The organism is Helicobacter pylori SA37A, assembly GCF_000476015.1.
GTDB lineage: Bacteria > Campylobacterota > Campylobacteria > Campylobacterales > Helicobacteraceae > Helicobacter > Helicobacter pylori_DB.
Genome location: NZ_CBOO010000002.1, coordinates 1 through 21,997, shown reverse-complemented (window position 1 = coordinate 21,997; position 21,997 = coordinate 1). Strand labels below are relative to the sequence as shown.

Sequence of the window (21,997 nt, the reverse complement as noted above, 5' to 3'; positions counted from 1 at the left end):
ACTTGAAAACATTGGAAATAGGGAAGTATTTTGAAAGTAGCTCCGAGCCTTTTGAGCGCTGATTTTATGCATTTAGCCAAAGAGATAGAGAGCGTGAGTAACGCTGATTTTTTGCATGTGGATGTGATGGATGGGCATTATGTGCCTAATTTAACGATGGGGCCTGTGGTTTTAGAGAATGTTACCCAAATAAGCAAAGTGCCTTTAGACGTGCATTTAATGGTAGAAAACGCGAGCTTTTTTGTGGGATTGTTCGCTCCTTTAAACCCGCAAATCATCAGCATTCATGCAGAAAATGAAAAGCACCCCCACAGGGTGTTGCAACTCATTAAGAGTTTAGGCATCACGCCAGGAATAGTGTTAAACCCACACACGCATGAAGAAAGTATTAAATACTTGCTAGAAAGCGTGGGGTTAGTGCTTTTAATGAGCGTGAATCCGGGCTTTGGCGGGCAGAAGTTCTTAGATTTGGTGCTAGAAAAATGCTTGAAAGTCAAAGAAATGATCAAGCGCTACAACCCTAGCTGTCTTTTAGAAGTGGATGGGGGCGTGAATGATCAAAATATCTTTGAACTCCAACAAGCGGGTGTGGATGTCGTGGTTTCAGGAAGTTATATTTTTAAATCTAAAGATCGTAAGCTGGCTATTGAAGGCTTACAGAATGTCAATAAACCTCTTGCATAAAGATATTCAAGCCCTAATCGCTCGCTTAAAAAACCAGGATTTAAGCTTGGGCATGCTAGAAAAGTCGCTCTCTCGCCTTATCTATGATGAAATCAATTTGGAATATTTAAAAGCGTGCGGGCTTAATTTCATAGAAACAAGCGAAAATTTAATCACGCTCAAAAACCTTAAAACCCCCCTTAAAGATGAAGTTTTTTCCTTTATTGATCTAGAGACCACCGGATCTTGCCCCATAAAGCATGAGATTTTAGAAATCGGGGCCGTGCAAGTGAGCGGTGGGAAAATCATTAATCGTTTTGAAACCCTTGTGAAAGTCAAAAGCGTGCCTGATTATATTTCTGATCTTACAGGCATCACTTATGAAGACACCCTAAACGCCCCAAGCGCGCATGAAGCTTTGCAAGAATTGAGGCTTTTTTTAGGCAATAGCGTGTTTGTGGCCCACAACGCTAATTTTGATTACAACTTTTTAGGGCGTTATTTTGTAGAAAAATTGCATTGCCCCTTATTGAATTTAAAGCTTTGCACTTTGGATTTATCCAAACGAGCCATTTTGTCCATGCGTTATTCTTTGAGCTTTTTAAAAGAGCTTTTAGGGTTTGGTATAGAAGTCAGCCATAGAGCCTACGCAGACGCTTTAGCGAGCTATAAACTCTTTGAAATATGCCTGTTAAACTTGCCTAGTTACATCAAAACAACAATGGATTTGATTGATTTTTCCAAATGCGCTAACACTCTCATCAAAAGACCCCCAAGATCCAAATACCAAGAGACTCCACCGCCATTTTCTCTTTTTGAAAGGACAAAGGGTTTGTTAAATATCATAAAAGCAACCAGTTAAACGAACGCTGTTTAATGGGGCTTGGTTAGGGCTAGGATTTTATTGTTTTTGTTCTTTGAGAATGTCGCATGCTTCTTTTAATCCTAGCTTGCAACTCTTTTCAAGGTTTTCTGTCGTTTGCTTTTCATCCTTTGCTACGCCTTTACCCTCATTATAAAACGCTGCTAGAGCGTAACACCCTTTAGCATCGTTCAATTCACAAGCTTTGGCAGAATATTCAAAAGCTTTTTTAAGATCCTTTGTTACGCCTTCACCATCACGATAAAACTCTCCTACAAGCGTGCATGTTAGAGCTTCGTTTAATTCGCAAGCTTTAGAGTAATATCCAAAAGCTTTTTTAAGATCTTGCGTTACGCTTTCACCAAGAAAATAATCCCCTCCTAATTTAGAACACCCTTCACCATTATTCAACTCGCAAGCTTTAGAGTAATATTTGAAAGCTTTTTTAAAATTTTGTGTTACGCCTTCACCATTATGATAAATATCCCCTAAAATCGCACAGCCATCGCCATAGTTTAACTCGCAAGCTTTAGAATAATATTCTAGATCTTTTTTATCTTTTTTCAAACCCTTTATCATATCGTTATAAAAAGTTGCTGACAGCATACACCCTTCAACATTATTTAACTTACAAGATTTAGAGTAATATTCTAAAGCATTTTTAAGATCGTTTGCATTAAAATAAAACTCTGCTAAGTCCTTGCATTTTTCAGCATCGTTTGATTTGCAAGCTTTAGCAGTAGCGGTGTGTTCAAGAGCTTTTTCAATGCTTTCCCTTGCACTTCCTTTTAGGATGACTTTAGAATAAGCCTCTCTTAAGATCGCACAACCATCAGCATCGTTTAATCTACAAGCTTTTTCAAAGTATTCCTTAGCCCTAGTGAAATCTTTATCCGTGTAAATAGTGATACCTGAAAATATAAGCTCTTTAGGGTTTGGCTCTGCCATTAACCCCCCTAAACACAACGCTCCCAAACACAAAACCCTAAAAACCGCTTTTTTGACACCCCTTGACATGACGCATTCCCTTTTGTTAAAAATATAAGATTCTATTGTGATTGATATTGATAGCTAAAATCTTTTAACATTTAAAAAATGGGGACTTGATTATTTTATTTTAAACTCATGAAAGGATAGGGGTTATTTGCGACACCCTACCCCACAATATCCAGCAAATGTTCTTCATGCCACAATTCAATTTCTTCTTCTTCCAAGCCAAACGCCTTAGCCCTTCGGCTGTTTGGATAGCGGTTTTTGGAGCCTTCTTTAGGGTCCTTATCGCTAATAGCTTGCATGTTTTCTAACGCTCTTGTCTCTTGGGCTAATTCAAGCTTACTTTGAAAGCTTTGCGCTAAATCCAGCATATCACTTCTTGCACCCTGTTGGATAGCAGAATTTAAAGGAGCGTTTTGGTTGATATAAGTTACATTGCCTAAAGCTGAAACACCCATGCTAACCTCCTTAGAATGTTTAAGTGTCCTTTAGACTAATAGTTCGGTATTTTGAGTAAATGACATTAGCTCCTTTGATGATTTTGACAAATTTTCGTTGCGTGTAGTCAATTTCGTAACTATTAAACGCATCTTTTTGCATTTTAATCAACATTTTGGCTAATTCCATAATGATCTCATCTTTGGGCGTATTCTTTTGGCAAAAAACGATCAAATGCGATCCAGGAATATCTCGCACATGCATCCACAAATCATTCGCCCTTGCGTCTTGTAAGAGCTTGATATTTTCTTTTTGGTTTTTCCCTAAACCGATTTTAAAATCCTTATAATACAGCACTTCATACCCATTCATCGGGCGTTTGATTTTAGAATTTTTAAAGGGCATAAACATTTCTAAAACGCTTTCTTCTTGCGCTCCTTTAACATAGTTGATTTGATTTTCTTTAAAAGCGATTTTTTCTTTTAGATTCTCTTCTTCTAAATACAAGAATTGCGATTTTTGTTTCTTTTTTTTGCTGAGAGTGAATTTTTTGTTGATAAAAGCGTTTAAGGGCATGCTCTTATCAATTTCAATCGCACACTCCTTATCTTCAAAATCCTTTAAAACCACGCGACTTTCATGCTTATGGATTAAATGCTGGTAAGTGAGCAACAATGAGGCTTGAGTTTGCAATTCTTTCGCTTCTAGCTGTAAATTTTTAGGATCTTCTAGTTTTTCTAATTTTTCTTTCAAGCGTTCTTTTTGGGCGTTTAATCGCTTGATGATTTGATTTTTTTTGTGTTCCAATTCTTTGTGTTGGTAAAATAAAAAATCTTTTTCTAATATTTCTAATAAATCCTTAAAATCCAAATCCTCTTCTTGATGCTCGTATGTATTAGGAGGCAATGCCCCTAAAATATCGTTTTTAGCGACCCTGTCATTAAAACGAAAGGCCTCTATCACACATTTTTCTTGATCTAAAATCATGAGATTGGCTTTTTTAGGGATCATTTCTAAACGCAAAATAAAAGTTTCACTCTTATAAGCTAAATCTTTAGCGCCTGTGATTTCTAAAATCCGATCGTTATCAATGACGTTTGCTTGTAAAATTTTGGCGTTTTTAGTGAATTTATTCAAACAAAAATCTAACGCTAAAGTGTTTTTTAAAACGCTCTCTGGGGGTTTTTTGGACAAACCGATATAAGGCGCATTCAAATCCACAACAAAGGCGTGTTTTTCTTTAGAAAAAGTTTCTAATAAAAAACCAGACGCGTTCAAGCGTTTGAGGTTGAAATGCGTTTGAGCATTTAAAAATTCGCTGAATTTCTTTAAAAGAAAAAATTTCATTCTTGCGCCTTTAATTTTTCTTTAGCAAAAGAAATCGCACTCTCAATATTTTCGCTCCCCCCTATCATGCGCGCGATTTCTAAAACCCTCTCTTCGTTATTAAGGGTTTTTGCAAGGCTTTTGTGGTTTTCTTTAAACACCAAAATATGGTTTTTAGCAACGGCTGGGATATGGACTTGGTGCGAAATGGCAAAGATTTGCGAATGGCTGCTCAAGGTTTCAAGGGCTTTAGAGACCGCCAAACTCTCTTCACCGCTCAAGTTGGAATCCATCTCATCTAACACCAACACGCCTTTAAAATCCTTTAAAAATTCCATTTCTAAAAGCATGAACGCCAGCCTCAAACGGCTGTATTCCCCAGAGCTTAAGGTTTCTAATTGGGAATTTTGCAAATTTAAAACGAGTTTTTGAGCACCTTTTTCGCTCATGGGGGCTTCTTCTAAAACCAAACTAGGGCTTTTTAGGAGCAAATCTTTAGCCTTAACGCTTAAAAGAGCGTTAAAACCGGCTAAATACTCTTTTCTAAAGCCGCCTATTTCTTCGCACAATTTCAAGCATTCGGCTTTCAATCGCTCTATTTCTTTGTGGTAAGTTTCGCAATGATGGTCAATCTCTTTTAAGTTATGCAGTTCGTTTTTAACATGCCCTAAGCGTTCTTTAGCATGCGCAATGCTCCCGTAATCCTTAATGATCCCGCTTAGCATGCCAAGTTTTTCTAACACCTTTTCAATATCCAAATGTTCGCACTCTTCTAATTTAGCCTGCTCTTTTTCTAACAAAGCGCCTGCCTCTAATAAAGCGCTTTTTAAAAATTCAGCGCTATGGCCCACGCTCTCTAAAGCATGCGTGATTTTGTGGGTATTTTCTAGCACGTCTAACGCCAGGGCGATCTTGTCGTTCAATTTCTCCTTACTAGAAAGCAATTTTTTTTGCTCCAAAAGGCGTTCGTATTCGTCTTCTTTTAAATCCAGCCTCTCTAATTTCATTTTTTCAAAATTCAAACGCTCCTCTAAATCCTTTTGAAAACGCTTTTTATCCTCTAACGATCGCCTTTCTTTTTCTAGCTTCTCTAAATGGGTGAATTTTTCTTCAAGCGCGTCTAAAAGGGGGCTAAACGCCTTATTTTTATTTTGGATATAGCCATCTAGTAAGGAGAGCATTAAAATATCGTTGAGTTCATTCTGGCTGAATCTATCGTTGGATAGGCGTTTAATAAGCCCCTTTAATAACGCTTTGAGCGTGTTTTTAGACAGGCTTGTTTGGTTTAAAAAATAGCGCGTTTTTTCTTTTTTAATCACGCTGATGACTAAGGGTTCATGCTCATCTTCTCTAAAAATGCCGTATTCTTCCGTGTCTAAAAAAGGCGCGATCAATTCCACTTCAATGTTTGAAGCGTTGCTCTCTTTAAGCCCAAACGCCCCTAAAAGGCTCGCAATAAGGACGCTTTTGCCCACCCCACTAGCCCCACTAATCGCGCTCAAGCCGTCTTTAAACTCCAAATCCAGCTTTTCAAAAACAGCGTTTTGACGCACTTTTAAGCGTGTGATTTGAGCGTTATTGAAATCTCGCATGTTTTTTACCCTTTTATTTTTTATCTTTTTTTGCTAGGGCTTTCCCCCCATAATAGCTTTTCTTTAAGCACTTTAAAATAATCCCTTGAATTTTTTTGTAAGAGCTTGGTGGTGGTGGGGCTTTTTTGAATGTATAGGGGTTGGTTGGCTTTCAAATCGTAGGTGGCTTGCCCATCAATAACCACAAGAGCGTCCTCATGAGCGCAAAAACTCAAGCAAAATTCCGCCCCTAACACTAAAGGGCGTTGCGTTAAAGAAAAATCGCACAAGGGCGTTAAAATATAGCTTTGGCTTAAGGCATGCACAATCGGCCCATGAGCACTCAAATTATAAGCGGTTGAGCCTAAGGGTGTGGCAATGATAAGCCCATCGCCTTTATAGGTGTTAAAGGGCGTATGGCCTGCATAAGCTTTGATGTCTAAAACCCCTAAAGCCTTTTTTTTAGCGATCACGATTTCATTGATCGCATAAAAAGAGGTTTTTCCAATACGGCCCTCTAAAGCCAGATGCTCTTCCAATTTGATTCTATCTTGCTTAAGATCTTGTAAGAAATCTTTCAAGCCGTTCAATTCAACCGCACTCAAAAACCCTAAATTCCCAATTCTAACCCCAAAACATGGCTTGTTGTAAGCATGCGTCATTCTTAAGGCACCTAAAATCGTGCCATCGCCCCCTAAACATAAAAACGCGTAAGCTTTTTCTATCAATCGTTCATCTTTTGCTCCATCAAGGCTATCAATCATAAAGCTTTCAAACCCCTCATCTTCTAAAAGCTTTAAAACCCATTCTTTAGCCTGCTCTAGCTCTTTAAAAAGAGCGTTTTGATGATGAGTGGGCCGCACAAACACGCCGATAGTTTGAAGTGAATCTTTCATGCGTATATTGTAGCTTAAAGCTTGAAACAAAATTTTAAAAAAGGGGGTTTTAATTGCTTTTTTATCATCTTATGTGAAACTCTTAAAAGTTTTTATTTTGATCAATGTTTCATTTTTTAAACTTTTTTAATTGTTTTTTGGGTATTCTTTTTAAGAATTAAGCACTATGTTAAGGAATTATCCATGAAAAAATTTTTTTCTCAATCTTTGTTAGCCCTTATTATCTCTATGAATGCGGTATCTGGCATGGATGGTAATGGCGTTTTTTTAGGGGCTGGTTATTTGCAAGGACAAGCCCAAATGCATGCGGATATTAATTCTCACAAACAAGTCGCTAATGCTACCATCAAGGGCTTTGATGCGCTTTTAGGGTATCAGTTTTTCTTTGGGAAATACTTTGGCTTACGCCTTTATGGGTTTTTTGACTACGCCCACGCTAATTCTATTAGGCTTAAAAACCCTAACTATAACAGCGAAGCGGCGCAATTGGCGGGTCGAATTCTTGGGAAACAAGAAATCAATCGTTTAACGAGTCTCGCCGATCCCAAAACCTTTGAGCCAAACATGCTCACTTATGGAGGGGCTATGGATGTGATGGTCAATGTCATTAATAACGGCATCATGAGTTTGGGGGCTTTTGGTGGGGTGCAATTAGCCGGTAATTCATGGCTTATGGCGACGCCAAGCTTTGAGGGCATTTTAGTGGAGCAAGCTTTGGTGAGCAAAAAAGCCACTTCTTTCCAATTTTTATTCAATGTGGGGGCTCGCTTGAGGATCTTAAAGCATTCTAGCATTGAAGCTGGCGTGAAATTCCCCATGCTAAAGAAAAACCCCTACATCACTGCAAAAAATTTGGATATAGGGTTTAGGCGCGTGTATTCATGGTATGTGAATTACGTGTTCACTTTCTAGGGGCGCTTCCCTAGAGCGTTAGAACGCTCTCAATGATTTGAATCAACTCTTCTTTTCTTTTTTCTAAGCTTTTGGGCGTCCATTCTGTGTATTGTGCAACATCTATGGTCATCTTATAACAAGTCATCACCCTGAAAGTTTTCTTATTGTCTAGCATGATAGTTTTCCCCATATAGATTTCTTTTTTCTCTTTGAAATCTTGGTTTAAAGCTTGGCTTAAAGCTTTGGTGTTTTTCTTGCCCCCTAAAAGCGTGAGGTTGGCTAAAGAATGCGTGTATAACTCTCTTTCTTCTTCGCTAAAGTCTTTCACCCATTGGCTTGAAGGATCGGGGTTTTGGGGCAAAATGCGTTCAACATGCAAATCGTCATCCATTTTAATATAGGTAGGGTTGGCGTCATCGCTCATGAAGTAATTGACTAAAATAAGAATGGGCTTGACCCATGAATTTCTTTTACCAGATTTACCAGCGAAGTAGAATTTTTCATACAATCTGCTGTCTTGTAGGTTGTCCCTAAAGCGTTGCGTGATATTTTTATCATCTAAATATTTTTTTACAACAATAGAAGCGATGTATCTTACGCTTTTCTTTTCTTTTAGGGCATTAATGATGTTGCAACAAGTTTGGCTGCGTGTGGTTTTTGCCTGCCCTGCAACCCAATCTTGGTAATAAAACTTGACTAGCAACTCCTTTAAAGCCTTTATATCTTGATCGCTATAATGGTGCAATATGCTAGTGCACAAAATAACGCGCAAATAATCATCGTCTTTATACGAGAGCAAGTAGGCATGGCGGTCTTGCATTTCCAATACCTTACAATAAGCGTTGTAAAAATCCTCTACGCCCTTAAGGTACTCTAAGGGGGTTTTATTAAGATTTTTAAACCAAGTAACGAGTCTTTTTTCCATTTTTTCTTTAGAAGTTTTTGATTCAAGATATACCAAATATTGACTGAACAATGTCTCCATGTCGAAACCATTATCCAAGTATTTTTGATACAAATTCTCCCAACGGGTCGCAAGCTCTTCTTGTTCTTTTTCTTCGGTGAGTTTTTTTAACAATTCCCCCTTAAAAATATCTGTCGCATTCAAAGGCAAACCCCTAGCGTTTAAAACATTAAAAATCCTTAACGCCTTGTCTGCATCAGGGCAAGTGATGGTGATAAAGACGACCTTAAAATACAGCCACTCAATGAAATCGTTAATGTCTTCAATCTCTTTTTTCCTAAGATAGTTTTTTAAACAAATCGCATTTTTTAAGTAATTGTTCTTAGTGTTGCTTATAGGGGCATCATTGAAAGAAGTTAAAGCGTATTGAAAATCTTTTTTAGAATTAAACCCCATAGCGTTAAAATTCAACCGATCTTTTTTCCCATACTTAGTAATCAAGCTTTCTTGCAAATAGTCTTTGCTCTCTTCGGTTAAACGCTCAGAATAGAGAGTGGCTAAAACTTTTGCGAGCAGAATGAAAGTGCTTAAGCGTTGCTGGCCATCTACAATATCATAGGTTTCGGTTTTGGAATTGGGATCGGATTTGACTAATACTAATGAGCCGCAAAAATAATCGCTTTCTCTGTCATCTTCATAATTAAAAAACAAATCGTCTAAAAGCTTTTCGCAGTTTTTTTCTGTCCATTGATAAGGGCGTTGGTAGATAGGGATTTGGTAATAAGCCTTAAATTCTGTAGCTAAAATATCTCCTAATTGATGAGCTTCGCCTTTAATGCTTTCGTTTGCCATAAAAACCCCTTATATTGTTTGGGGTAGATTATAACATTAAAAAGTGTTTTTTTTTTTTGAAATATTTCTACACATTAAGACGCATGGTTTATCGCCATGCTCTTTTTAAAGCTCGCTTCAAAGCTCCTTTAAAATCTCTAAAGGCGATTTGAACGCCAGATTGAACGCTTTAGCGATGCCTTCTTGGGTGATATAGCCGTTATAAGCGCTCAAGCCTCCAAGCGTGTTCGCCACGATCTTAGTGTTGGCTTTTAAAAAACCCTTCAAGCCATGCTCTAAATAATACAACAAATACGGCACGCTCGCATGGCTATAAGCCACAGAGCTTGTTTTAGCGGCAATCCCTGGCATGTTCGGCACGCCATAATGCAACAAATCCTCTTCCACATACACCGGGTTAGAATGGCTTGTCTGGTGTATGGTCTCTATGCACCCCCCTAAATCACAAGCCACATCAATGACTACCCCTTGTTTTTGCATGCGTTTTAAATGCCTTCTTAAGATCACTTTAGGGGTTTGGCTCGCTGTAACTAACACCGCTCCCACTAGCCCCACCGCTCCATTTAAGGCTTGAATGATATTGGCTTCATTCACGCTTAAAACTTCTAAATCATACAAATGATAATAGGGGTGGTTTTGCAATTTAGCGTAGTCTAATTCTAAAATCGTTACTTTAGCCCCCATTTGGCTTAAGACTTTTGCACTCTCCATGCCAACCACACCGCCTCCAACTACGACAATTTTAGCCCTTTGTGCACCCGATAACCCCCCTAGCATGACCCCCTTACCCATAAACCCTTTAACATGCTCTAAAGCCAATAAATAATGCTGGACTAAATGCGCGGCCAACCTCCCAGCCACCACGCTCATAGGTGCTAAAATAGGGTAGTCGTTTTTAGGCCCAGCAATGGTTTCAGTGCAAATGGAAGTGATTTTTTTATCTATAAACATTTCGCACAAGCTTTTTTGATACGCTAGATCCAAATAACTAAACAACGTGGCTTTTTCTTTCAACAAAGGGTATTCATGCTCTAAAGGCTCTTTGCATTTGACCACCAAATCCTGCCCCCACGCCGTTTTAGAATCCACGATTTTAGCCCCCACGCTCTCATACGCTTCGTTACTATAACCGCTATTAGCGCCGGCATTATTTTCCACTAAAACCCCCACGCCCTTTTGCGTGATTAGCGCCACATCATCAGGTACTAAAGCCACTCGAGATTCCAAATCCATGCTTTCTTTGACTAGCCCAATAGTCATGTTAATCCTTTAAATAGTAGTGTCAGTTATGATTATATTCGCTCAATAAGACTATTTGAGTGTTTTTCTGTCAAAAATTTGAATGGTTTTACTCTTTTACACAATGAAATTGTTCTATTTATTATTCATTTTCTTAATTAATAATTGGTTGTTAATTTTGGTTTAGAATAGAGATCATTAGAGGGGGTTTAAAGGAGTTATAAAATGATTTTAGTAGGATTAGAAGCGGAGTTAGGAGCGTCAAAAAGAGGCACCGATAAAGGGGTTAGGCGTTTGAGAGAGGCTTTAAGTGCGACGCATGGCGATGTGATTAAAGGCATGCAAACGATCATTCAAGAGCGGTGCGTGCTTTATAAAGAGTTTAGATACGCTAAGAATTTTGAAGATTACTACCTTTTTTGTAAAGAAAATCTGATCCCTTGCATGAAAGAAGTGTTTGAGAAAAAAGAATTCCCTTTGATTTTAAGCTCAGAGCATGCGAACATGTTTGGGATTTTCCAAGCCTTTAGGAGCGTTCATAAAGACAAAAAAATAGGGATTTTGTATTTAGACGCGCATGCGGATATCCACACGGCTTATGACAGCGATACAAAGCACATCCACGGCATGCCTTTAGGCATGGTTTTAAATCGTATCCATAGCGGGTTTAATCGCATGAGCGAGAGCGAAGAAAAGGCATGGCAAAAGCTTTGCTCTTTGGGGCTAGAAAAGGGAGGGTTAGAAATTGATCCTAAATGTTTGGTGTATTTTGGGGTAAGAAGCACCGAACAGAGCGAAAGAGATGTGATTAAGGAATTACAAATCCCTTTATTTAGCGTGGGCGCGATAAGAGAAAACATGCAAGAAGTGGTTCAAAAAACCAAAGAATTGTTAAAAGCGGTGGATATTATTTACCTTAGCTTGGATTTAGACATTATGGATGGCAAGCTTTTCACCTCTACCGGCGTGCGTGAAAATAACGGGTTGAGTTTTGATGAATTAAAGCAATTACTGGGCTTGCTTTTAGAAAATTTTAAAGACCGATTAGGAGCGCTTGAGGTAACCGAATACAACCCCACGGTGAGCGTCAAACACAATAACGAAGAAGAAAAGCAGGTTTTAGAGATCTTAGATCTCATCATCAATCGCTGTAAAATTAAAGATGAGAGGCGATCTTTTGCAATGAGTTACTGATCGCTTTTCAAATAAAGCGATAGGAAGTTGAAAAAGTTGAAAAATGAAACCAACAACAAGAGGTGCTAAGAAAGAATGAGAGTAAAATGCTTTTGATCAAGAATTTTAAGACTAAAAATTATAATATACACAAACATAAAAAAGTAATAATTTAGGGCAAACGCTTTTGAGATCATTTAAAGCTTAGGCCTAGATTATCAGCTTATGTTTTGTTCTATAAGGGGCAGTGTTTAGATGGAAAATTAAACCACTTTGAGCGTCAAAAAATGTCTTGTGCGTTTTGAGAACGCATGCAAGCTATCTGTGTGTCAAAAATGGGTATTTTCTACTAAAACTAAGCGAAATCAAAAAAAAAAAAAGATTTTCATGGGATTAATAAAATTTTAAGAATTTTTATGATAAAATTCCGTGCATTATTAAGTTTTTTTGTTTTTATTACTTAATAGGCGTTCGTTATCAGTGTGATTTTACTTGAAAAATTTAAACCATTTTTTAATCCAAAATACAAGGAGTTTGCGTTGCATAAAAAAGTTCTGTTGGCTTTAACTGCCAGCTTGATTTGCCAAGAGTCTTTGTTTGCTAAGGAAAAAGACTACACTTTGGGCAAGGTTTCTACTGCCGGGAAAAAGGATAGATCCGATTATTCTGGGCAGGTCAATTTGGGTTATAGCGGGATTACTGCGCCTAAGAGTTGGCAAGATGAAGAAGTGAAAAAATACACAGGAAGTCGCACGGTGATCTCTAACAAAGCGCTCACCCAACAAGCTAACCAAAGCATTGAAGAAGCTTTACAGAATGTCCCCGGTCTGCAAATTAGGAATGCGACAGGTGTGGGGGCTATGCCCACTATCCAAATCCGTGGCTTTGGAGCTGGGGGTTCAGGGCATAGCGATGCGACGCTGATGTTAGTCAATGGTATTCCTGTCTATATGGCCCCCTACGCTCACATTGAGCTAGACATTTTCCCTGTTACCTTTCAAGCCATTGATCGCATTGACGTGATTAAGGGTGGAGGCAGCGTGCAGTATGGGCCTAACACTTATGGGGGTATTGTCAATATCATCACTAAGCCTATCCCTACTCAATGGGAAAACCAAGCGGCTGAAAGGATCACTTATTGGGCTAAGGCTAGAAACGCTGGGTTTGCCGCTCCCCCTGATAAAACCGGTGATCCTTCTTTTATTAAGTCTTTAGGCAATAACCTTCTCTATAACACTTATGTGAGGAGTGGAGGGATGATCAATAAGCATGTGGGTATCCAAGCGCAAGCTAACTGGGTTAGAGGACAAGGCTTTAGGGACAATAGCCCCTCTAATATTTCAAACTATTGGCTAGATGGGGTCTATGACATCAATGAAAGCAATGGGATTAAAGCCTATTACCAATACTACGATTTTGCTATCGCCCAACCGGGATCACTCAGCGAGCAAGATTACAAAATAAACCGCTTCGCTAATTTGCGCCCCTTAAACCAAAAAGGCGGGCGCTCACAACGCTTTGGGGCTGTGTATGAAAACCGCTTCGGGGATTTAGACAGAGTGGGCGGGACTTTTAGCTTCACCTACTATGGGCAGTTGATGACTAGGGACTTTCAAGTGAGCTCTAGCTACAATAGCGCTAACATGGTTACTTGCTTTAGCGAAGCGGCATGCAGGGCGGCAGGACTTCCGGCAGGGTATAACTTGGCTGTGCCTTATTATGCCACTAACTACAATGGTTGGGCAGAAGTAGAAAACCCTGTGCGCTCCATTAACAACGCTTTTGAGCCTAAAGTGAATCTGATCGTCAATACCGGGAAAGTCAAGCAAACCTTTATCATGGGCTTGCGTTTCATGACCACCACTTTTTTACAGCGCCAATACTTAAACACCAATGAATGCACCACCAAAACGAGCGGTGAGGGGGCAGGATTCTTGTGTGAGGGCGCTAATGTGATGAGCGGTTGGAAACCCCACATCAAGCATGGCGTTTATAGAAACTGGAATAACTGGCGTAACAATTACACAGCAGTTTATTTGAGCGATCGCATTGAAGCTTGGGACGGGCGCTTTTTCATCGTGCCTGGTTTGCGCTACGCTTTTGTGCAATACAACAACGAAAATGCGGCTAACTGGATGCAAATCCCTGAGAAGGATTTAAGAAAAATCAAGCACATGAACAATTGGATGCCCTCAACCAACATTGGCTTTATCCCTGTGCAAGGCGATCACAATGTGCTTACTTACTTTAACTACCAACGCTCTTTCGTCCCGCCTCAATTAGACGTTTTGAGCTATGGAGGAGCGGAGTATTTCACCCAACACTTTGACACGGTGGAAGCAGGAGCGCGCTACACCTATAAAGATAAATTCAGCTTCAATGCGGACTACTTTAGGATTTGGGCACGCGATTTTGCCACCGGGCAGTATTCAGTCTATACGAGCGGGCCCATGAAAGGTAATGTGCGCCCCATTAATGGCTATTCTCAAGGCGTGGAGCTGGAATTGTATTACAGGCCTATTAGAGGGTTGCAATTCCATGCCGCTTTCAACTACATTGACACTCGTGTAACTAGCCATGGCCCCTTAACAGACTTGAACGGGGATGTGCTAAAAGGGACTAGCTATAACAAGCATTTCCCTTTTGTAAGCCCTTTCCAGTTCATTTTTGACGCTCGCTACAATTGGCGTAAAACCACCATTGGTATTTCTAGCTATTTTTACAGCCGCGCTTATAGCGGGATTAGCAACAGCGCAGCAGGAGGTTATTATGGGATGCAATATTATAGTGGGGGGAACAACTATGAAAGCGTTCTTAATAGCGGTTATCAATGCGAAGCTTGGTGTATGACCCAGCATGAAGGGCTCTTGCCTTGGTATTGGGTGTGGAATATCCAAGTGAGCCAAATTTTCTGGGAAAACGGACGACACAGAGTTACAGGAAGCTTGCAAATCAATAACATCTTCAACATGAAGTATTATTTTACAGGGATTGGCTCTAGCCCTGCAGGCTTGCAACCCGCACCTGGAAGATCGGTTACAGCGTATTTGAACTACACTTTCTAAAGGCTTTAAAAAAGGGGGGGGGTTATTGTGCTATGATGAGCCGCTCAAATTAGCCGCTTAGCGGTTTTATTGAAATGATGAAATCTTTATTTAAGAACGCTCCAAATAAGTTTCTTTGAGGCTGGCCTTAGCCCTTTGCCAATTAGGCAAATACAAACTCAGCAAATCCCTAAAATATTCGTTATGGTGGCGCGCTTTTAAATGCAATAATTCATGCACAACCACATATTCAATGCCCTTTCTAGGCGCTTTAGCCAATTCCAAATTAAAAAGTAAGGTGCGTTTAGCAATATTGCAACTCCCCCATATCCGTTTCATTTTTTGGATCTTAAAGCTTTGTATGCTCTCGTTTAAAATCTTTTCGTATTGGTTGATATAGGTTTGTATTTTTTCTCTTAAAACTTGTCTATAGTAGTTTTCTAACACTTTTAAGCGGTTTTCTGAGCTTGTTTTTTTCTGGACATGCAAGATTAAATATTTAGGGCTTTGGAGGACGAAGTGTTTTTTTATAGTGTGTTCAATCCTTAACAAATAGCGTTTCCCAAAAAGATAATGGCTTTCTCTCTCTAGCATTTCCCTTTGGCTCTGTCTGTTTTGGTTTAAAAAATTTTGTTGCTGTTCTTTTATCCAAGGGAGTCTTTTAATCAAAGAAAGCCTAAGGCTCTCATCATTTAGAGCTAGAGGGCAAGACACATGCACAGAGCCATCAGGCGGGCAAACGCTAATGTGTAAATGCTTAATATCCTTTTTTTCTATAGCGATGTTGGTATTATTTAAAGTCAAACAATAAGCGTTCATTAGTGATACTCCTTTATGTGTTTGGCTAAATTAAAGACGTTTTCTAGCAAAATCTCATCGTTTATGATTTTTCTTAAAGCGATTTTAAGGTTTTTTTCTTTTTGATTATGCCCCACCCAACCATCTTTTTTATTATCCCTTATGCATGCGTCTATTTTTAGGGCTAAGGCTTCATTTTCATCTAAATTATCATAGAGGGTTTTTAAAGCGTTAGTGTTGATCTTTTTAGGGTAATTTCTATCTTCTTTATCAATAACTTTTTTGGCTAAGTCGTGGATTTGTTGCAAGTATTCTAAATAGGTTAATTTCTTTTCTCTAAACTGGAGAATCAAATCGTTTAAAAGCGAAGATAATTTTTCGTAATACTTAGGATCGCTCGCTTCTTTTTCTATAATGCGTTTTTTAGTGTTGTTAGCGATGCTTTCTGCCATAGAGCTTTCATTTTTAAATACTTGAGATAACGCCTTATTGAAATCATCAATATCCATTTGGGCTAAAACTTCGCACAGCCCTTGATCTTCTATTTGGAATAACACCTCGCTATCCGTGGTTTTAATGTAAGCGTCTAAGATCCGGCGCATGTCTTCGCTATAGCTTTTTAAATCCACGCTATCCCCACTACTCAAGCCAACCACCTTTTGTAAATGCCTGTAAAATTCCGCTTCTTGTTTGATTTGTTGCGTCTCTTCTTTAGAATGAATGGGCTTTTCTAAGTTATTCAATTCCACAAACATTCTTAAAAACGCGCCAACAAGCTGGTAAAACAACCGCCTTTTTTGAGCGTTTTTTTCTAAATCGTTCCCGCAAAAATAAGCGATATAATCCATTTCATCTTTTGGCTCTTTCACGCTTTCACAAAGCGATTTTAACTGATCTCTAGTTTCTTCTAATTTTTTCTTAATCTTTTGGGATTTGTCAGAGATAAGCCCTTGAATGTCTTCTCTTTCATAGTTTTCAAACGCTTTATTGGTGTAATCGCTGTGCGCTTCTTGTAAGCTATCAAACAAATCCTTATAGTCTATGATACAGCCAAAATCCTTATCTTCGCTATCTAGTCTATTCACCCTGCACACCGCTTGAAAAAGCCCATGATCTTGCATTTTCTTATCCATGTATAAATAAGTGAGGCTTGGCGCATCAAAGCCGGTCAATAGCTTATCCACCACGATCAATAGTTTCATTCTATTAGGCTCATTAATAAAACGCTCTTTAACTTTTTCTTCAAACTCTTTAATTTTATTAAGGGCTTTTTTCTCATCTTTTTCATTAAAAAAGTTTTGCAGCATTTTACAATAAGCACGGTATTTGTAACTCTCTTCGCTCTCATTACTCCCGCAATCTTTAAGATCGGCGATATTGGGTTCATAGCTTGTGATCACAGCCACCTTATCCTTTAATTCTGTTTCTAAAAAGAGTTCAAAATACCGGCATGCGTTATACACGCTTTCAGCCACCAGCATGGCATTCCCCTTTTCACTCCTTAATCGTGGGAGTTTTGCCATATCCAATACAATATCTTGCACAATGCGAGCTAATCTGTCTTTAGTGGAAAAAACCTTTTGCAAATTAACCCATTTCTTTTTAAGCTCTGTTTTAGCCGCCTCATTCAAGCCTTGGGTTTTCAATTCAAAATATTCGTCTAGCTTTACAGGGTCGCTGACATATTGATTCACGCTTCTGGCTTCATAGTTTAAATCTAACACCACCCTATCGCTAACGGCTTCATTAAATTTATAGCAATGGATATAATTCCCAAACACTTCCTGGCTTGTCTTTTTCTCTTGCTTCAATAAAGGCGTGCCGCTAAAGGCGATAAAAATCGCATTAGGGAGCAAGCTTTTCATGGCTTTATGCAATTTACCGCCTTGGGTTCTGTGGCATTCATCCACTAAAACAACCCATTCCTTTAAAACAGGTTGTTTTAAGTCGTTGTCATCAAATTTATGGACAATCGAGCTAACCAAAAATTCCTTATTTTCAAACAGCACGCTCAACAAATCCTTCTTGCTGTCTGCGCGATAAAGATTCTTGCCTATTCCCTTAAACACGCCTTGAATTTGAGCGTCTAATTCCCTCCTGTCCGTAACGATTAAAATCCTTGCTTGTTGGATATTTCTTCTTAGCCATCTAGCAAGCCACACCATAGTCAAGCTCTTACCGCTGCCTTGCGTGTGCCAGATAATCCCCCCTTCTTTTCTTTTGATAAATTCTTGCGTTTTTTTAATTGCAAAATACTGGTGGAATCTGGCGCATTTCTTTTGCCCCTTATCAAAAATCAAAAAATCATGGATAAATTCTAAAAACCTTTCTTTTTTTAAAAAGCATTCAATCGTCTCAAACAAATTTTTTTGAACGCCCTCTTCTTTCCAAGGAAGGTAGTATTTTTCTTTAGTTTCTATGACGCCATATCTTAACCCTTGACTTTCATTGCCCGCCATAACCAACTGGATCGTTTTAAAAAAATCTCTAATAAATTCCTTCTTTTGGTTGTCTAAATTTTGCCTGATACCGCTTTCCACGCTCACGCTAGATTTTTTCAATTCTAGCACCCCTAAAGCGATCCCATTAACATAAAGCACGATGTCCGGCCGCTTCATGTTTGGCCCTTTAACGCTCACTTCTTCAGCCACGCTAAATTCATTTTGAGAAATGTCTTTCCAATCAATGAGATAAGTCGTTTGAGTGTTTTCATTCTGGCTTATTTTAGTTTTCACGCCATAAATTAAAAGCTCGTAAAATGTTTGATTCGCTTCGTATAAATCGTTTTTTAAAGCGTTATGGATTTTCTGCTCAATTTTATGCCACCTTTCATCACTGATTTTTTGATTTTTAATTAGCCATGCTTTTAGGCTTTCTTTATTGATGTTTTCATTATCGCTCTTTGTTAAATCCCCTAAATACGCATAGCCCATTGCTTTAAAAGTTTCTATGACTTGATTTTGAACTTCTCTTTCTGTTTTCATCATAAACCCCTTAAGAACGCTTTTTACCGCTTTATATTATAATCCTAAAAACAAAATAGGGCGGTTAAATGGCGATCAAAAAAAGCGAATTGTATAGCTCTTTATGGGCTGGGGCGGATAGCTTAAGGGGCGGAATGGATGCAAGCGAGTATAAAAACTATGTTTTGAACCTGCTTTTTTTAAAATACATCAGCGATAAAGCCAAAAACAATATGGATAGCGAAATAGAAGTGCCACAAGGGTGTTTTTATGAAGACATCCTCGCTTTAGAGGGCGATAAGGAAATAGGCGACAAGCTCAATAAAATCATCGCCAAGATCGCAGAGCGAAACGATTTAAAGGGCGTGATTGACAGCGTGGATTTTAACGATAACACTAAGCTAGGAGAGGGTAAGGCGATGATGGACACCCTTTCTAATTTGGTTAAAATCTTTGCCGATTTAAGTTTGGGCGCGCATGGGGCTTTAGACGATGATTTATTGGGCGACGCTTACGAATATTTAATGCGCCATTTTGCTAGCGAGTCCGGTAAATCCAAAGGGCAGTTTTACACCCCTAGCGAAGTTTCGCTTTTATTGTCCCTTTTGCTTGGCATTGATGAAAACACCAGACAGGATAAAAGCATCTACGATCCCACTTGCGGGAGCGGTTCGTTATTATTAAAAGCTTCTAGTTTGGCCGGTGAAAAAGGGTTAACTATCTATGGTCAAGAAAAAGACATTTCCACCACAGCCCTTTGTAGAATGAATATGATTTTACACCATAGCGCTGATGCTGATATTGCTAAAGGGGGTTCTAGCACCCTTTCTAACCCCCTTTTTATTAAAAATGGCATGCTCCAAACCTTTGACTATGTCGTGGCTAACCCTCCTTTTAGCTTGAAAAACTGGACTGATGGGCTAAGCATAGACCCTAAAAGCAAGCAAGTCATTAACGATAGCTTCAACCGTTTTGAAGACGGCACGCCCCCTGAAAAAAATGGCGATTTCGCTTTTTTGCTCCACATCATCAAATCCTTAAAAAACACAGGCAAAGGGGCAGTGATTTTGCCTCATGGGGTGCTATTTAGGGGGAACGCTGAGGGTGCAATTAGAAAAAATCTTTTACTAAAAGGCTATATTAAAGGCGTGATAGGCCTAGCCCCTAATCTTTTTTATGGCACTTCCATTCCTGCATGCGTGATCGTTTTAGACAAAGAAAACGCGCATGCCAGAAAGGGCGTTTTTGTGATCGATGCGAGCAAGGATTTTAAAAAAGACGGCAATAAAAACCGCTTAAGGGATCAAGATGTCCAAAAAATGATAGACACTTTTAACGCTTACAAAGAAATCCCTTATTATTCCAAAATGGTGAGCCTAGAAGAAATCAGCGCTAACGACTATAACTTGAATATCCCGCGCTACATTGCCGCCAAGCAAGAATTGGAAAAAGACTTGTTCGCTTTAATCAACAGCCACAAGGCCAGTTATTTGCCCAAAAACGAGATTGAAGCCTACGACCCTTATTTTCAAGTGTTTAAAGAGCTTAAAAACACGCTTTTTAAAAAGAGCGATAAAGAGGGTTATTACGCTTTAAAAACAGAATGCGAAAACATTAAAGAATTAATCACCCAAAGCTCAGAATTCCAAACCTTCCACGCTTCTGTTTTGAGCGCTTTTGACCGATTGAATCTATTTGAAACTTTTAACCATTTAGAGCCAGGTTTTAACCCAAAAACCCTCATAGAGAGCGTTTGTTCAAAGGTTTTATACGAATTTGAAAAAGTGGGAATTTTAGACAAATACGGCGTGTATCAGCTCTTCAAAGATTACTACAACGAAGTCTTGCAAGACGATTGGTTCCTTCTTTCATTCAATGGCTTTGAAAGCGCTAAAGAATTAAGGAAATTAACCCCCCTAAAAGACAAAAACAAAAAAGCCAATTATTTAGAGGAGCCGGATTTTATCGTTCAAAAAACCTACTATAAAAGCGATCTAATCCCTAAAAACTTGATCAAACAACGCTTTTTTGAAAAAGAAACAAAAGAATTAGAAGGATTAGAAAACGCCCTTAATGAAAAAGAGGCCCTTTTAGATGAATTTATAGAAGAGCATTCTAACGAAGAGGGGCTTTTTTATGAGTTGAAAATCAATGAAAGCGTTTTGAAAAAAGAGCTAAAAAACGCCACCGATTTAGAAGATAAACAAATCCTAAAAACCGCTTTAGAGTTGCTAGAGGCTAAAAACAAGGCGCTAAAAATGAAAAATAAAGCTTATGAGGAGCTGGAATTAAAAGCGTTCCACCAGTATAAAAACCTTGAAATCAATGAAATTAAGGATCTCATCATCAAAGACAAATGGCTTAACAGCCTAAAAAACGCCCTAGAAAACAAGATTTTAAAACGCATCAACGCTTTGACTAGCGCCCTTAATGAAATCATTCAAACTTACTCTAACAGCTTGTTAGAACTAGACAAAGGAGTCAAAGAGAGCGAATCAAAAGTTTTAGAGCATTTGAAAGATTTGGGGATTGTCGTTTGATATTAAAAAGTTTGGAGTGCCTTTTGACTAGCGTATCCTCGCTATGAGACCTCCAAACTAGAAGAGATTATAGCACAGGAAATTTAATGGAACTTGAAAATGAAATTTTTCATCGTATTTTAAAGCATCTAGCCCTAAAAAACCCCCTTGCTTTCAAAAATAAGGGTTTAGATCAATTAAAAAAATCTATTAGCGTGTTACACTATGACTATCTCATAGGCGCTAGTAAGGAATTGGGTATCGTGTTACAAAAATACCCCAATAAAGAAAATGAAATCAATAACCTTTTTGATTTTTTAATGCATTTTTACAACAAACGGATTAAAACGCACCACATGCTTTTTTTATGGATACATTTTTTTGAAACGGCTTTGCGCTCTAAAATGGCGGTTATTTTGGCTCAAAAACGCAGCAGCAAGGATATTGACGATTGGTTTTTATCTAAAAAGCTTAACCATAAGATTGAACGCTTAAAAAACACCCACCATTTAGAAAGTCTAAAAGGATACAATGGCTTTCAAATTTTAAATTTATTCACTCTTGGCGCTTTAGAAACCATTATTAAAATGTATTGGAGCGATTTTAAACTCTTATTCGCAGACCGCAAAACACACAACGAACATGTCTTGCCAATCTATGGCACTTGGGATCATTTTTTAAAGGCTTTCAGCTTGATACGAAAAGCCAGGAATGACTTATTCCACAACAACCCTTCTAAAATCAAAACAAGTTCGCTAGTTAAAAACATTGAGATTTTACTATTAAGGCTGGATTTTAACCCTAAAAACGCTTTTGATAACACCCTAAAAATAGAGCGTGTTATCTTTTTTAAAACCATTCA

At 38.6% G+C, this 21,997-nt stretch carries 16 protein-coding genes; 7 read left to right on the top strand and 9 right to left on the bottom strand.

What is annotated here, in order from left to right:
• Positions 1-30: 30 nt before the first annotated feature.
• The gene (rpe, locus tag QT76_RS01130) at positions 31-684 is read left to right on the top strand and encodes a ribulose-phosphate 3-epimerase (RefSeq protein ID WP_033616244.1); all 654 of its coding nucleotides are present in this window, start codon (positions 31-33) and stop codon (positions 682-684) included.
• Entirely contained in the window at positions 662-1,525 is an 864-nt protein-coding gene (locus QT76_RS01125; protein ID WP_033616243.1) for a 3'-5' exonuclease, read from the top strand. The genes rpe and QT76_RS01125 overlap by 23 nt, the downstream gene beginning before the upstream one ends.
• Positions 1,526-1,564: 39 nt before the next feature.
• Here the strand turns inward: QT76_RS01125 and hcpG are convergent, their stop codons facing one another.
• From hcpG to QT76_RS01100, 5 genes are all read right to left on the bottom strand, one after another.
• Complete coding sequence (hcpG, locus tag QT76_RS01120; protein WP_033616241.1) at positions 1,565-2,542, bottom strand: Sel1-like repeat protein HcpG; 978 nt, start codon at positions 2,540-2,542, stop codon at positions 1,565-1,567.
• Positions 2,543-2,679: 137 nt separating this feature from the next.
• On the bottom strand, positions 2,680-2,976 hold the full coding sequence (locus tag QT76_RS01115) for a hypothetical protein (protein ID WP_000539101.1): 297 nt from the start codon (positions 2,974-2,976) through the stop codon (positions 2,680-2,682).
• Positions 2,977-2,995: 19 nt separating this feature from the next.
• Positions 2,996-4,303 carry an NFACT family protein gene (locus QT76_RS01110; RefSeq protein WP_033616240.1) on the bottom strand — a complete coding sequence of 436 codons (1,308 nt, stop codon included), beginning with the start codon at positions 4,301-4,303 and terminating at the stop codon, positions 2,996-2,998.
• The gene (locus tag QT76_RS01105; protein ID WP_033616239.1) at positions 4,300-5,874 is read right to left on the bottom strand and encodes a DNA repair protein RecN; all 1,575 of its coding nucleotides are present in this window, start codon (positions 5,872-5,874) and stop codon (positions 4,300-4,302) included. Before QT76_RS01105 ends, QT76_RS01110 begins: the two co-directional genes overlap by 4 nt.
• Before the next feature lie 20 nt (positions 5,875-5,894).
• A complete protein-coding gene (locus tag QT76_RS01100) occupies positions 5,895-6,779 on the bottom strand; it encodes an NAD(+)/NADH kinase (protein ID WP_162971620.1) in 885 nt (294 codons plus the stop codon).
• 153 nt (positions 6,780-6,932) lie between these two features.
• Between QT76_RS01100 and QT76_RS01095 the strand changes: the two genes are divergently transcribed.
• Positions 6,933-7,661, top strand: coding sequence for an outer membrane protein (locus tag QT76_RS01095; protein WP_033616238.1), 729 nt, complete (start codon positions 6,933-6,935; stop codon positions 7,659-7,661).
• A 10-nt stretch (positions 7,662-7,671) separates the two neighbouring features.
• Here QT76_RS01095 and QT76_RS01090 read toward each other — a convergent pair whose 3' ends face one another.
• Positions 7,672-9,399: a DUF262 domain-containing protein gene (locus QT76_RS01090; protein ID WP_033616236.1), complete on the bottom strand. Its 1,728-nt coding sequence runs from the start codon at positions 9,397-9,399 to the stop codon at positions 7,672-7,674.
• A gap of 117 nt (positions 9,400-9,516) precedes the next feature.
• Positions 9,517-10,659, bottom strand: coding sequence for an alanine dehydrogenase (locus tag QT76_RS01085; RefSeq protein ID WP_033616235.1), 1,143 nt, complete (start codon positions 10,657-10,659; stop codon positions 9,517-9,519).
• A 204-nt stretch (positions 10,660-10,863) separates the two neighbouring features.
• On the opposite strand from QT76_RS01085, the gene rocF reads away from it, so the two are divergent.
• A complete protein-coding gene (rocF, locus tag QT76_RS01080) occupies positions 10,864-11,832 on the top strand; it encodes an arginase (RefSeq protein WP_033616234.1) in 969 nt (322 codons plus the stop codon).
• A 518-nt stretch (positions 11,833-12,350) separates the two neighbouring features.
• Positions 12,351-14,876 (top strand): TonB-dependent receptor family protein, encoded by a 2,526-nt coding sequence (locus QT76_RS01075; protein WP_033616231.1) that lies wholly within the window; start codon positions 12,351-12,353, stop codon positions 14,874-14,876.
• A gap of 90 nt (positions 14,877-14,966) precedes the next feature.
• Here the strand turns inward: QT76_RS01075 and QT76_RS01070 are convergent, their stop codons facing one another.
• Together QT76_RS01070 and QT76_RS01065 are read right to left on the bottom strand one after the other, a co-directional pair.
• A complete protein-coding gene (locus QT76_RS01070) occupies positions 14,967-15,674 on the bottom strand; it encodes a YgjP family zinc-dependent metalloprotease (RefSeq protein ID WP_033616230.1) in 708 nt (235 codons plus the stop codon).
• Positions 15,674-18,637 carry a type I restriction endonuclease subunit R gene (locus QT76_RS01065; protein ID WP_033616229.1) on the bottom strand — a complete coding sequence of 988 codons (2,964 nt, stop codon included), beginning with the start codon at positions 18,635-18,637 and terminating at the stop codon, positions 15,674-15,676. The genes QT76_RS01070 and QT76_RS01065 overlap by 1 nt, the downstream gene beginning before the upstream one ends.
• Before the next feature lie 68 nt (positions 18,638-18,705).
• Between QT76_RS01065 and QT76_RS01060 the strand changes: the two genes are divergently transcribed.
• Positions 18,706-21,156, top strand: a complete 2,451-nt coding sequence (locus QT76_RS01060) for a type I restriction-modification system subunit M (RefSeq protein WP_033616228.1) — start codon at positions 18,706-18,708, stop codon at positions 21,154-21,156.
• 86 nt (positions 21,157-21,242) lie between these two features.
• Positions 21,243-21,997: CAAX amino protease (locus QT76_RS01055; RefSeq protein WP_033616227.1), on the top strand; the 755-nt coding region annotated here is incomplete at its 3' end.

Excerpts from the sequence above, each read along its gene's own strand:
- rocF (WP_033616234.1), top strand. The coding sequence starts at position 10,864 with ATGATTTTAGTAGGATTAGAAGCGGAGTTAGGAGCGTCAAAAAGAGGC.
- QT76_RS01095 (WP_033616238.1), top strand. The coding sequence starts at position 6,933 with ATGAAAAAATTTTTTTCTCAATCTTTGTTAGCCCTTATTATCTCTATG.
- QT76_RS01105 (WP_033616239.1), bottom strand. The coding sequence starts at position 5,874 with ATGCGAGATTTCAATAACGCTCAAATCACACGCTTAAAAGTGCGTCAA.
- QT76_RS01085 (WP_033616235.1), bottom strand. The coding sequence starts at position 10,659 with ATGACTATTGGGCTAGTCAAAGAAAGCATGGATTTGGAATCTCGAGTG.
- QT76_RS01060 (WP_033616228.1), top strand. The coding sequence starts at position 18,706 with ATGGCGATCAAAAAAAGCGAATTGTATAGCTCTTTATGGGCTGGGGCG.
- QT76_RS01125 (WP_033616243.1), top strand. The coding sequence starts at position 662 with ATGTCAATAAACCTCTTGCATAAAGATATTCAAGCCCTAATCGCTCGC.
- QT76_RS01070 (WP_033616230.1), bottom strand. The coding sequence starts at position 15,674 with ATGAACGCTTATTGTTTGACTTTAAATAATACCAACATCGCTATAGAA.
- QT76_RS01090 (WP_033616236.1), bottom strand. The coding sequence starts at position 9,399 with ATGGCAAACGAAAGCATTAAAGGCGAAGCTCATCAATTAGGAGATATT.
- hcpG (WP_033616241.1), bottom strand. The coding sequence starts at position 2,542 with ATGTCAAGGGGTGTCAAAAAAGCGGTTTTTAGGGTTTTGTGTTTGGGA.
- QT76_RS01065 (WP_033616229.1), bottom strand. The coding sequence starts at position 18,637 with ATGAAAACAGAAAGAGAAGTTCAAAATCAAGTCATAGAAACTTTTAAA.
- QT76_RS01115 (WP_000539101.1), bottom strand. The coding sequence starts at position 2,976 with ATGGGTGTTTCAGCTTTAGGCAATGTAACTTATATCAACCAAAACGCT.
- QT76_RS01110 (WP_033616240.1), bottom strand. The coding sequence starts at position 4,303 with ATGAAATTTTTTCTTTTAAAGAAATTCAGCGAATTTTTAAATGCTCAA.